Consider the following 13716-nt stretch of genomic DNA (forward strand, 5'->3'; position numbering starts at 1 on the left):
TATTGTTTCAATTGAGATGCTTTAAATTATTCTTTCTCGGGAAGCATTTCTGCAGCATGTCTGGCAAAAAGTACAGGGTTTTGAAAAAGTATAGAAGCCATATCTGCGGAATTTATTCCCCATTTAGGCTGATTGGTGTTATTGGTAGGGGAAACAGACTTTGCAAAATTAATATGATAGGTTTCCAAATCCTTTTTTGAATTGACAAGATGCTCCCATGATAAATCATTCCAGGTATCTGGTTGCCCCTGCGGCATTATATCAGTATTCCCATGTTCATCGGTAAAATCATCCAACCCAAATCTGATCTGTCCAGGACGCTCCTTTAGTATAAAAAACCAACCTGGATTTTTATTATTTGCATCAGAAGGATTGTTGCTTTCAATTCTCTCTCCTCTGGCGTCATCTTCATTCAGGTTGAACCCAAACAGAGATATATCAGGCATGATCTCTGCCTTAAACAATGGAAATTTGGTAATTGTAGAATTTATCCCACCTTTCAACTTTCTTGGCTTTGAAGGATTCTCAGAATTGTATTCTGCCTGCTGGGCATATACCATAGTATTCGGATACTTTTTAAATAAATCCCCCCTTATTACCAGCACCAAATTTGCACTCGTAAGCCTTGGATTGTGAGAACCTAAAACACCTTGCCATTCATGGATCTTTTTTATGTCAAGCTTAGATTCTTTATCCATTTCAGGATCCGGATCTGCAAATAAATTATCTTCTATATTCCAGAATTGTCTGAAATAAGAACCCCGCTGATCAGTTGGGTATTCCCTCCACAAAAGCTCTCTAGACATTTCATGATTCATCCCTGCCATAAATGCTTCAATAAATGGTTGATTGTTCTCAAGAATTGTAATTGAGTTTGGAGGTAATTTATCTATGTTAGGAAGGATAAAATTTTTAGAGATTTCCAACAAGTAGGTATAGACTGCCTCAGGAAACTCCGGATAAACCATAATAGGCTTAAGCTCTGGCAGAGGTACATAATCTGAACCCATCCAGATTTTGATTTTAGATGCAAGTTTATTCTTAAGGGTCGTACCCGGATCTATCTTTTCATAAATGTGAGCAGACATATTTTCTAGGTCGCCAAATTGCTCTACAGCTTCTACCTTTGGCAGCGAATCCATTTTTTCAGAAAATTTCCCGAATAAATCCACCAGTGACTTTATTTCCTTCCCTGTCACTATTGACTTTACATCAATAGTATTAATATCGGAACTATCCTTTAAAATAACTTCTCCATAACTTTTCGCGTGAATACCTATCCCAAATATTTCTATAAACTTATTATTTTCAAATATTACCAATACTTGTCCATCTGCATTTTTCTGCAAGGGATAGTTTTGAATAAGCTCTAAAAGATCTTTCGTTGCAGGAATTATCTCTGGATTATTTACAACCTTGCCATTCAATGCAGCGATTAATTCAACCTTTAATTTTGAGGCATTGGCAAAAACTACTTCTTCCTCAATAATTTCAATTAATAAATCCTTAGAAAGATTTGAAACATTATTGTTGTAATCTGTAAGTAACTTGTTTGCCAGTTGCTCAACATCTGTTGTAAGCAAAGCACCCTCTGGTTTCTTTTTTAAAGTTGCAGCCCGGACTGCTTGCTGATCCCCTTCATCAATATTAAATTTAGTAAGAATTGATTCTGACTTTATCAACCTTGATGTATCAAGTGTTATTGCCTGATTCATCGCTGCCACATAACTTGCTTTTTCAATTTTATTTTTGGGTCTTGTTATCTTTCTGAATGCAGCTGATTTCGATGCATTAGGAATCCTGCTTTTACTGAACTCCTGCTGCACAGTAAAAGAATTACCAGGACTTTTAATCAGGTACTGAACTGCATTGGTAAGTATAAGCCCACGATTATCGTTGGCAGAAAGCATGTGTTTTTTGAGGAGAGAGATATTAACATATTTGGCATGAAGCGATTCTTCAATCTTTTTATTTGCTTCATTTACCTTATCGACTTGCTGCCATGCTCGGTTCATAAAGTCTTCCTGATACTTTTTTACTACTGTGGTTCCTAAACCTGCAGCTGCTCTATTCCTAAAATCGAGGTTCAATTGTTCAATCCATTGTGGGTTCTTCGAAGCTCCAAGTCTTTCAACCAATGCGTGCCACACACCATATACAGGAGGGACAACTAATGGGTCGTCATTTAGATTTGTTACATTGTAAAATGGATGAGGTGAATTGATTACTGCATTTTTATCAACAAGGTCAGCTGATAAATTGAGGAGATCTCTTAGCTTATCAATTGTATTGATGTCATTTCCATTATTCGTAGTATTATCATTTTCTTTGGCAGGCCAAGGATCAGACTTAAAATCCGGGGGAGAAAGTGCTGCTTCCAAGCCTATGACCTTTGTCCCGTTGTTCTGAGGAGACAAGTTAAAACCGGGACTCTGGATGTCCATGGGCATTTTTCCAGATTCCGGCTTCATGATTATAGGTTTGAGCATCGAAGCGAGACTTTCAAAATCGCCATAATCAGCAGTTCTAAAGGCCCATTGATAATAAACAGGAAAATCATATGGTCTCTTGTCTGAAGCAGGCATGCTACCTTTTCTCCATGACTCCTGCTGAGCTTTGATTCCTGTTATTTTAATTCCAAGCCCGGTCAGCCTACCTGCTTCAAAAGCTGGTATCACAAACGCAGAATAACCCGTATTCTTTTTCAGCTTCCTTGCACATAGAAGCCTTGAAACTGCCGAATCAGGATTGGCATTGACCTTCTCATTCACTTCTTGTTGAGGTTGTGCAAGATCATTTAAATTATTATTGATTTGAACATGAGCATAAGCCCATGTATCTTTTTCACTTGGAAAAGCATTATCAAAAGCATCCTGATTTATTGAAATATAAGATAACCCAGCAGGATTGGGTTTGATGGTGAATTCATCTTCTTCAAGAACAACAAGAGCAAGCCAGGGTCTGAGCTTAGTATTGGCTCCTGAAGAGGCAGCATGCGCAGGCGTATATCTCCATAAAAAATCCTCTTCATAAAATTCAATATATGGAAGCCCGTTCACTTCATAATTGCTAACTCCATGCTTAGGTTCAGTTCGAACGATCGCTTTCTGACTAAAATTCTGAACATCGCCTGGCCCGACAATTTGTATAGATTTGTTAATATGGTTGCTTAGAGTTACATCATCCAGGCCTTTATATTTAACTTCAAGTTCAGCCTGAAGTGAAGCTCTTTCGATGGCTATTCCTTCGGAGTTACCTAAAGTATCTGCTTCACTTATTCTGGCAGCTACTCCCTGTCTTACCCAGGGTAAAAATGAAATATTTGCAATTGGTGCCATATTAATTCAATTAAAAAGTTAAATGATACTCAGGAACTACACTAAGCTTTCCTTGCATTTCAGGAAGATTTTTTAAAACCATCTGTAACATGTCGTCTGCTTCGGCCTGACTCCCTCCGGAAAAATTATGGGCATCGAATTGAGTTAAGTTTGTGTGATTAATGATTACAAACTTCTCCTCCTCGACCACTGTGGAATTTTTAAGTTTAAAATCTTTTTGTTTTCTCTCAACAGCCAGGGCCGACTTTCCTGCCGCCCCTCCTTTGGCCATTAAAACAAACCAGCTCATGTCCAACTGAACCGAAGGTAATGTTTCAGGAAATGGATCAAAATCAGAAACCTTAACTTCATAATTTACTTCCCTATTAATCCCATAATTAACAGTAAGAGTTGAGGTATCCGAAACTTGCACTCCCCCTTTCTCCTTGGTATATGACGCTGATGTTAATTTATCAGCATCTGCCAGTTCTTTAAAGGATGCAGGGGCAAAAGATTCCTTGATTTCTTCAAGCTGCATCGACTGGTCTCCAAGCTTAAAGTATCCGATATCAGCGTGTTTTATATCAAGTGGCTTATTATTTCCAAACTTATTTATTTCCAAATTCAGAGGTAAAACCGTTTGACTTATTTTAAGCGCGCCAAAAGGCTGCAGAACAATTTTCCCTGGCACTTTAGGTATCTCACTTAAAGCGACCAGATCTATGCGATTGGCAGGAAGAGCAGCAGTCCAGTTTTCATCAATCGTCAAAGCTTCCAGTACTTTTGGTAATACAGCAATGCTTGGTTCAATTACCTGAGATGCTTCCCCCCATGTGACATTAAAGCTAACCTTAACAGTAAAGAACAATATGCTAAAGGAGGCTGTGCCACGTGCGTTCCATGGAGTGGGTCCGGACAATTCGAAGTCGAGATTTATGGAAAGTAAAGTTGTTCCTCCCATTTTAACTTCAAGGCCTGCTGCTATATGTGCTATAAATTTGAACGGTGAGAATTGGAATAGCACATCAAATAGAAGGAAGCCAATTACTTTAAATGAGGAAACCTCAAACTTGAAATCTATTTTGGCACCAAATTGAATTGTATTAGATGTTACTGCGAAATAGGCAGTCAAAACAAGGTTGGGATTTCCACTGAGGATTGTCAGCGTTAATCTTTTTAATATTGGTACATTTAATTCTTTCGGTGGATTGAATGCAGGGTGGAAACCTCCCACCGACATTAAGAAGGCCTTTGTACCTCCCCAGTTCAATCTTAAAGCCATGTCACCTTCCAAGGTGAAGGTCAGGATCTTCGAATTATAAATACTTGCATCAAAGGACAAATATCCTTTGTCAAAATCTATTATACCTATAAAGTTTACCTGAAGCCTCAGTATTGGGGCATTTTCGGTGGGTAATACTACTTTTAAAACTCCCAGAATTGCTAGTCTGACAGGATTGGAAAATTCAATGGCCACTCCAAATTCAATACTTACAAGCGTAGGAACTCCCCAGGTAATTCTAGCCATCAGACCAATCATAAACTGGTCTTTCTGAATAGGGAAAATACCTTTAATCTGAGGAAGCAAGGTATTCATATTCTCCACCACATTTTCAGGAAACAAAATATGATCTAAGGCATCATTCTTTACTCCATCCTTTAATGCCTGAACATTAATGGTTCTGTGTATACCAAGCATCCCTCCAAGCCCATTGAGAAAGAATCCCATGCCAAGAGCTATACCCGGTGTAAATCGGGCACTGATAATTATCAGAAGAGAAAACCCCTCTGTACCATCTGGCATCTTGGTATTAATTATCCCTATTGCTCCTACTTGGATGGTATTCTTAATAGAAAGTTCAAGAGCACCAGAATACTCACCATTATCCGGATCCAACCTCAAAAAGCCTGCACCTTTCACAACACCAGTATCAATTGAAATACCAATTCCTTTGGGAGGCCTGAACCCTATGTCAAACCTTAATGGGCCCAAATTACCAGAATTGTTCTCTGCAAGAGAAAATTCTGCAGTAATACCCATATCCAGTACAGCGACAGCAATAGGACCTAAAGAGGCATTAATGTTCGCCCCCAAACCGATTGGAATTTTTCCATCTTTAGGTTTAACTCCAATAGTTATTCCATTAAAATCAACAAGTCCAAGTTGAAGATGAAATGGAAGGTCTATTTCAAGTGCACTGCTTCCACTTATATAAAAGCCGGAATCACTGTTCACGCCCAAAAGCAGATCAAAATCTGCCTCCAATTTTGTAGCGGGAAGAATATTTTTAAGAAACCCATCAGCGCTTGATGGATCAATGATGATTTTACATTTATTGATTGCGGCTTCAACCTTAAATTTTCCTGTAGCATTTTTTTGTTCCGCATTCCATTCAAATTTTGCTCCAGTGTTAAGCAAAAACTCTCCTACTTCAAATCTGCTTCCTCCTGTTTGTCCGAGAAGGATGTAAGCTTCAGAAGTTTCTTTTTTTACAGTTAGCTTTAGAGCCACTTCCCCTGAAAGTGCAAGGTCTGCACCAATAGGTGGTATAAAAATTAAATTACCATCAGGTTTAATAGTTAATTGGGTTGTCGGAGGTGGATTAAATTCCACTTTGTAATCAACTTTCCATCCTTCGCCGTCAAATGTTTGGAGGCCTGTACTTAAATTATTCTTTACCTTAATTGCAAGACCTTTGGTATCCATATCAGCGGTTGCTTCAGCAATAATAAGATCCAGCTTGTAGGGCTGTTGATTATCGAGAAAAATGACGGGCAAATTTAATTTCGATAAAATGCTTTCCAGTTTTTCAAATAAATCACTTCCATCAAATTCATCTGTACCCCACTTATAAAGATCTTTCATTTGATCTCCCGGGCTGCTTAACCAGCTATTAAATTTGCCGAAATCAAAAGAAGAAACAGTATAAGGCAGATTATTAGGATCAACGGCCCCCTTGTTAAACTCATCTACATTCATTACTCCAAGGAATTCAAGTAATGAGCTTACCCCTGTAAATCTTTCCAGATACCTTGCCAGAAGATAGTTTAAAATCTTTTCTGGAATATTATCTGCAACTTCATCCAACAGATCAGGAATATTTTTTATTGCACCTTGGATTTGGCTAAAATTGTCGAATATAATTTTTATTTTCTTTAAAATCGAATCAACTTTGCTTACAATATCTGAAATGTTAAGAGGTTCATCATTAATTTTTTTAAAGAGTTGTGCAGATTCTTCAATCAGGATCTTGACATTACTGATTGTGGTTTCAATCGGAGCACTTATCTCATTTACTTGCTCAGGAGTTAATCCAATTCCAAGTTCTGCAAAAAATATACTTGCCTGACTTCCCTCCAAACGATCTTTTAAAGGCTTCAAAACTTTTGTAAGTTCAAGAACCAGTACTTCCAATGTGCCTGTTTGGTTACTCATACACTTTCCTCCACGGTCAGTCGGTTAACAAAATCTTCAAGGTGCGTACAGTCTTGCACCAAAGTCATGACTAGATTTTCATATTGTGTTATAGTTTTTCTTAGCTTACCAGACCCTTCCTTTTTAAGTATTTCTTTCATCGAAGTAAGAAGTGTATGAAGAGAAATTCCTTTAATCTCTTTGGAGGTTCTCTCCTCGGAATCATCAGATGTATTACTTAAAAAATAAGAAACAAAGGCAGGTCCTTGGTTTCTTTGCCAGGCCACTGTTACAGGCCTTCTTCGGTTTATCAACCCAACAACTTCTTCACGACAGGATTCAAATGCATGATAGAATTCACTGCCTCTTTCATTTGAAAGCAGTTTTAATTTTAAAGACACTGCTCTAGTTTTACCTAGATTAAAGTCGCTTGGAGAATCGGTGGAAAGCGCACGATTCTTAGGATCAGTGGATGATTTGTCGGCAATAAGAGTAATTTTGAGTTTATCTAAAACTGGATGAATATGACAAGCATATGCTTGATCTATTTCCCGTTCCATTGAGTATATAAGTCCCAGAACATTCCCTTCCCGATTTACAATTACCGACCCTGAATCGCCTTGTAAGGCAAATCTTTTCTGAATATTGCATGATTCATAATCTACACCGACAACACATATTACCCTTTCTTGTCTAAAAGACTTTCCATCTAATTTTTCTAAGGTTGCTCCCACACATTTCACCTTTCCTTTGGTTCTTCCGGTAGCTCTTCCAACCTTCCACACAAAATAGTCCTTAGCTTTTGGTGGTTGAACTGAATCATCGATTAAATCAACCCTTTTCATTCTGGCAATACCTTTGACCGCATTGTTACCATCGGTATCGTTGTATCGGAGATTGTTGATTTCATTTTTATCACTAAAAGAAACACCGAAATTTGTATCACAACAGGAAGAATAACATGTGTCCAATTTTACAGTAGCACAATCAATATAATAATTCTCATTTATTCCATTTGAGGACGTAGGATCTTCAGGATACTTATATGGGTAATTATTTTCCATACCCAGATTATTTATGCTGCCAACAACATAATTTTCTTTACCTTCAATTACAAGTGTACCATTTTCCATCTTCATATCTGGTTGATAAATTGTATCATTCAAAGATGCATCTCCACCATGTGCGACTACATGATTATTTGTTAAAATTACAATATTGTCCTTTGATGAATTTCCATTAATTCTTCCAAAACATCCAAGGGTACCTAGATTCCAATTACTTCCTTTTAGATCAGTAATTGTAATCCCACCCTTCAATGGCCTTTGCTGTTTTAGATCATCGCAAGCTCTTAAGGTGGATGTTGGTAAAACCAGCACGTCCGTTTTAAATCCTTTTATCTCAGAGGGAATAATTTCATCAGGAGGTATTTCTTCTTTGTTCTTTTTTTCAAGTACATAAACCCTAAAAGCAACTTCATCAGTTAGGTCTCCCGAGGTCTCTTTGATTCCAAACCCAACACCCACTACACCTGGGATTTTCTTTAGCTCATCTTCAGTCTCCTTATGAAGACGTGCAAGTTCTTCCTCTGTATACCTCATTTTCCTAATCTCCTTTTTTTTAATGATAATTAATCGTCAGTATTTTCCCAGACCAAACACTTCTATACATTCAAGCATCTTGCAGACATAGCATTTATTTATATCATCGCGTCTGAAGTCAGTCGATTAACAAAATCTTCCAGATTATTACACTCTTGTGATAAGGTCATTACTAGATTTTCATATTGTACTATTGTTCTCTTTAGTTTCCCAGATCCTTCCAGTTTAAGTATTTCTTTCATTGAATTAAGAAGTGTATGAAGAGAAATACCTTTTATCTCTTGGGGGATTACCGGTACAGGATCCGATGCGGTATTTACAAAATAAGAAACAAAAGCAGGTCCCTGATTTCTTTGCCAGGCCACTGTTACTGGCCTTCTCCGGTTTACCAGCCAAACAACTTCCTCTCGACAGGATTCAAATGCATGGTAAATTTCACTACCTCTTTCATTTGAAACCAGTCTCGATCTTAAAGTTTCCGCTCTTGCTTTTGCTATGGAAAAATTGTTTGAAGTATCTGATGAAAGTACACGGTTATGCGGATCAGGAGATCGCTTGTCAGAAATGAGTGTAATTTTGAGTTTATCTAATACTGGATGAATATGACAAGCAAATCCCTCCCTCTGATCAGCGAGATTTCCACCATACAAAAGTCCCACAACATTCCCGTCCTGATTTACAATAACTGATCCTGAGTCACCACGATCAGAAAACTTTCTAGCAGCATTACAGGGTTCTGAATCTGTACAAATTATTATCATTACCCTATCTTGATGCAAAGGCCTTCCATCCAGCTCAATTTGATTTGAATCAACTTGAATCACCCTTCCTTTAGTCCTTCCAGTAGCTCGTCCAACCTTCCATACAAAATAATCTTTCGCTCTCGGTGGTTGAACTGAATCATCTAATATATCCACTCGCCTTACTCTGCCAATACCTTTAATCGTATTATTTCCATCGGTATCGTTATATCTAAGGTTGTTGATTTCATTCTTTTCACTGAAAGAAACACCGCAATTAGTGCCACAGCAGGTAGAATAACAGGTGTCAATTTTTACTGCCGCACAATCAACAAAATAATTTTCATTCTGTGCGCTGGCATCTTCAGGATACTTATATGGATAATTATTTTGCAATCCAACATCGTAAATTTCACCTATCGGATATTTTTCTTCAGGATTATATGTAGCATTTCCATTAACCATTGTAAACTTTGGTTGATAGATTGTATCTCCTTTTGCTCCCCCGTTCCATGTGACTACATGGTTATTGGTAAGGAATACTTTATTATTTTTTGATGTGCTGCCATTAATTGTTCCAAAACACCCAAGGGTACCTCTATCAATCAATCCTTGAGCATTCTCTCTAAAATTGACAATTGTAATTCCCCCAATTAATGGATCATAATGGTTTAGATCATCACAAGCTAATGAGATAGGTTTAGGCAACACCAGCACATCTGTTTTAAATCCATTTATTTCAGAAGGAATAATTTCTTCAGGAGGTAAATCTTCCTTGTTTTTCTTTTCGTGTACATAAACTCTAAAAGCAATTTCGTCGGTGAGATTTCCAGAGCTTTCTTTGACTCCAAACCCGACGCTTACTACACCTGGAATTTTTTTAAGCTCCTCTTCTGCTTCGCGATGCAGACGAGCAAGTTCTTCCTCTGTATACCTCATCTTATTCAGATCTTCATTTGGATTGACTGTTATTTATGCCAGAGCATTTTCTTGAACTTTTTTTAAAAACCCTTCAATCGAGTCCAGTTCATATGAGTACTGCAACAGATCTATTAAATGTTTTTCAATATGCTTTTGCAGCAATTCGCTTCCTTCTTCTCTAAGCACTGCTGCAATTTTTATAATCAGGTCTTGTCGTGAAATATCTCTGACCTTATTAGGAATAATATATGAAGGGTTATTCGAACTATTCAGCAAATGGGCAACAAAAGAAGGACCTTGCACCCTTTGCCAGGTTATCTTTACCTTTCTGTTATGGTTTATAAGATGTATTATTTCTTTCTGGTGCATTTCAAACAAAGTAATTATAAGAGTACCATTTGAACTTGCCAGTAACTTCTTCTTTATGTCACTGTCTATTCCTGCTTCTCTAGCAGGCTGTTGCTCCTGTAATTTTGATCTGACAGCTGGAGTACTTTCAAGAATAATTTCAAGGCCGGCATTTGCAAGTGCCTCAAGTACTTTATCAATGGGTATTGCAAATGTTACGTCATATTCGCTGTGAAGCTCCGAATCTCCTCCCCACAATAATCCAACAATATTATTATGCTCATCAATTATAATGGAACCGGAATCTCCTGCATCTGAAAAGGCTAATTTTACTCCATTAATTTTATAAGTTTCATCATCAGTAGGGTATATTAGGATTTGATTTACTTTATCACTGGCAGGGGCTCCAATGCTTGAAATAACTCCTTTTGTAAGACCTGAAGTGCAGCCGACTTTCAGTACCTGGCTACCTATCACTGCCATAGCGGTATTGTTTACAATTAATTCTTCCTCAAACATACCGTTATTAAGAATACAGTCAACGACAACATTGCTGCTGATTTTAGCAATGGCACAATCAACCTCAATGGTATTTATTCCCGGATTTAAAATTTCACCGATTATACCTTCTGTATATGCGCAGCAGCAGCAACAAATATCTTCTAAATCTGGCTGTCCAATTTTGTCTCCTCCATTTGCGCCATTGGAATATAATACATGCTCGTTGGTAAGAAGAACGAGGCTATTGTCACTGGCAAGTCTTCCAAACCAACCAAGTGTTCCTATTTCACCCTTTCCATTGCCAATCTGAATTCCGCCCTGAATGGGACTATGCGCTTTGGGGTCCGATCTTGCTTTACCTTTCGGCACCTTTAAAACATCTGTTTTCACTCCCCTGATTTCATTCGGAATTATTTCTTCAGGGCTTAAAGAATTAATATCTTTCTTGTTCTCTACAAAAACCTGAAAAACTATCTCATCCGTCAGCTTACCTGATTTTTGCTTTAAACCTATCGCTACATTAATAACTCCGGGAGTTTTCATCAACACCTCTTTAACCTCATCAAAGATTCCCAATAGTTTTTCCTGTTCTTTTATTCTTTCTTCACGACTTTTCATAAAAAATTCTTTAGTGATACTTCAGATGTAGAATTGTGATATTGAAATTTTTTTGAGATAAAAATCGGCCCAAAAACTTCAAAAAAAATTAATAATCAAACAATTGCAATATAGTTAAATATAAAAACCAAGCAACAAAATGTAAAAAAAAATCTTAATTTACCCAATTAGGAAAACAGGATGCTTCATTAGTAAAACTAAGCCTTACCACAATAAATTACTAGTAAATCTGAGCAAGACGATCATTATATATTTTTAAGATTTATACTACTATAAATAAAAAAGGCCTTGCAATACTAAGTATTACAAAGCCTTTATAACTCTATTGATTCCTGTGATCTATGTTATTATCTATGATGATGATTTAAGCAAACTTCTACCGAAGGCAAAATTCTTGAACAAATATCGATTCATAAAAATCTACTTTATCAATTTTATAATCAGATAACCTACTTGATGCCAAAGCTGCATTATATCCATTGGCAATTTGCAACTCTTGAACAAACCATAGTTTATCATCATACTGTACATTACTATCTTTTACAGAAAGCTTTTCAAGAGGTATTGAAAAACCCCTACCATCAGCCTTGATTACGCTTTCCTTTATTGTCCAGTACTTATAAAACTCTTTTAAAGGATAACTCGCTTTATTTATTTCATCCCACTGATCAGAGTTCATTACATTTTGGAAATTATTAAGATCTAAATTTTTGTTTTCCTCAATATCAATACCTAATCTGATATTTTTTCCAATTGCGCATATAACGAAATTGCCAGAATGGGAAATATTAAAATCCAGGTCAGGCAATGACAAATGAGGACGCTTAAATGCTCCGTATTTCACATAATTCCAAATGTCTCCTTCTATATTATATGTCTTTAGAGCTTGCATTAGAAGCAATTTCCCAAACAAATGACAATGTCTGTCCTGCCATCGAATATAGCGTGAATTACTCTCCTGCAAATCCTTCGGTAATAAGGCTAAATAATCAGAATAAAAGCCTTCATTCAATGGTTTTCCAAAGGAGGTAAAAAATATATTTATCAAGGTTATTACTTTAATTCCTTAACTACTAAAGTTATTTAACCGCTTTAATTTCTCTTAGATCAAAATACCCATTATAGTCCTTCATATAAACGGCCGCACGATGACCGAATAAAATCATAGCTTCTGTTCTGGTTTCAAGCTGTGATTCATAAAAGTCCGATTTGACCTTTGTTCCTATTGGATTAGATTTATTCCATTGGTCCACTAATTCTTTTGCAGTAAGCAAGCCTGCTTGACCTACTAATGGTTTTTCCTCTTTTGGTTGTGCAGCTTTTGTAGTGTCTAGTTCTTCTACTTTTATTTCTAAAGAAACATCAATACTTTTTTCTTTTAAAGCTGCAATCTTCAAATCATAATCTTTTTTAATCGCTCTAACCAGCTTTGTTAATACATCCCCCACACCAAGTTCTTCAAATTCTATTTCTCCTTGATTTAACAAGTAAGAAATACTATCAGTCCATCTTACACAATTAGAGATTTGACTAGTTAAATCATGAGCGATCTTATCAAACTCATATGGTTTACCAGTAACATTTGCTATCACAGGGATATTTGGTTTAGAGAATTTTGTTTTCTTCACCACTTTTTCAAACTCCTTTTCGGCATCTTTCATATAGCGAGAATGAAAAGCTCCACTGGTATTGAGTGGAATAAACATAGCATTTGCATTTGTAAAATGCGGTTGTGCGTTGTTAATATCCTCTTTCAAGCCTGAAATAACAATTTGGGAAGGAGAGTTAAGGTTAGCAATATCTATAGTTGAAAGATTTGCATCCGTAAGAATTTTGCGGATCTGTTCATCAGATGAATTTAGAATAGCAGCCATGCCTCCTCCTTTTGCCTGACTCATCAACTCTCCCCTCTTTTTAACCAACTTAAGGCCATCTTCAAAGCTTAATACTCCAGCTGCCTGTAAGGCATTATATTCACCCAAACTATGACCAGCTAAAAAATCAGGGGGTGCTCCTCCATCTTTAATTTTCTTCTGATAAGACAATGCATTGACAACATACAATGCTGGTTGCGTATATTGCGTCTGATTCAATTTTTGCTCCGGGTCATTCAGACAAAGTTCTTTGATTGAATACCCAAGTATTTTATCAGCTTTTTTAGTCAATTCCTGAAACTCATCAAAAAGGTTTCCACCCATTCCTTTTATTTGTGAGCCCTGCCCTGGGAATACATATGTTCTCTTCATTTTAATCAA

At 36.9% G+C, this 13716-nt stretch carries 7 protein-coding genes; all 7 read right to left on the reverse strand.

All coding sequences use genetic code 11. The annotated features are described in order from the left end of the window. Positions 1 to 26: 26 nt before the first annotated feature. The 7 genes from J7604_RS06730 to fabD all read right to left on the reverse strand — a co-directional run bounded on the left by J7604_RS06730 (position 27) and on the right by fabD (position 13707). A complete protein-coding gene (locus J7604_RS06730) occupies positions 27 to 3338 on the reverse strand; it encodes a hypothetical protein (RefSeq protein WP_293892999.1) in 3312 nt (1103 codons plus the stop codon). Positions 3339 to 3348: 10 nt separating this feature from the next. After that, the gene (locus J7604_RS06735; RefSeq protein WP_293893002.1) at positions 3349 to 6753 is read right to left on the reverse strand and encodes a DUF6603 domain-containing protein; all 3405 of its coding nucleotides are present in this window, start codon (positions 6751 to 6753) and stop codon (positions 3349 to 3351) included. Next, complete coding sequence (locus J7604_RS06740) at positions 6750 to 8333, reverse strand: hypothetical protein (RefSeq protein ID WP_293893005.1); 1584 nt, start codon at positions 8331 to 8333, stop codon at positions 6750 to 6752. The genes J7604_RS06735 and J7604_RS06740 overlap by 4 nt, the downstream gene beginning before the upstream one ends. Positions 8334 to 8431: 98 nt before the next feature. Then, positions 8432 to 10012: a hypothetical protein gene (locus tag J7604_RS06745; protein WP_293893008.1), complete on the reverse strand. Its 1581-nt coding sequence runs from the start codon at positions 10010 to 10012 to the stop codon at positions 8432 to 8434. A gap of 33 nt (positions 10013 to 10045) precedes the next feature. Then, positions 10046 to 11461, reverse strand: coding sequence for a hypothetical protein (locus J7604_RS06750; RefSeq protein WP_293893011.1), 1416 nt, complete (start codon positions 11459 to 11461; stop codon positions 10046 to 10048). A gap of 376 nt (positions 11462 to 11837) precedes the next feature. Further along, positions 11838 to 12509 (reverse strand): 4'-phosphopantetheinyl transferase superfamily protein, encoded by a 672-nt coding sequence (locus tag J7604_RS06755; RefSeq protein WP_293893014.1) that lies wholly within the window; start codon positions 12507 to 12509, stop codon positions 11838 to 11840. Positions 12510 to 12540: 31 nt separating this feature from the next. Further along, positions 12541 to 13707 carry an ACP S-malonyltransferase gene (fabD, locus tag J7604_RS06760; RefSeq protein WP_293893017.1) on the reverse strand — a complete coding sequence of 389 codons (1167 nt, stop codon included), beginning with the start codon at positions 13705 to 13707 and terminating at the stop codon, positions 12541 to 12543. Between the last annotated feature and the right edge of the window lie 9 nt (positions 13708 to 13716).

The sequence above is a fragment of the Sporocytophaga sp. genome, assembly GCF_017745095.1.
Taxonomy (GTDB): domain Bacteria; phylum Bacteroidota; class Bacteroidia; order Cytophagales; family Cytophagaceae; genus Sporocytophaga.

What these genes read in the sequence shown, in the direction of transcription:
- J7604_RS06740 (WP_293893005.1), bottom strand. Translation starts at nt 8,333, where the DNA reads ATGAGGTATACAGAGGAAGAACTTGCACGTCTTCATAAGGAGACTGAA.
- J7604_RS06735 (WP_293893002.1), bottom strand. Translation starts at nt 6,753, where the DNA reads ATGAGTAACCAAACAGGCACATTGGAAGTACTGGTTCTTGAACTTACA.
- J7604_RS06750 (WP_293893011.1), bottom strand. Translation starts at nt 11,461, where the DNA reads ATGAAAAGTCGTGAAGAAAGAATAAAAGAACAGGAAAAACTATTGGGA.
- J7604_RS06745 (WP_293893008.1), bottom strand. Translation starts at nt 10,012, where the DNA reads ATGAGGTATACAGAGGAAGAACTTGCTCGTCTGCATCGCGAAGCAGAA.
- fabD (WP_293893017.1), bottom strand. Translation starts at nt 13,707, where the DNA reads ATGAAGAGAACATATGTATTCCCAGGGCAGGGCTCACAAATAAAAGGA.
- J7604_RS06730 (WP_293892999.1), bottom strand. Translation starts at nt 3,338, where the DNA reads ATGGCACCAATTGCAAATATTTCATTTTTACCCTGGGTAAGACAGGGA.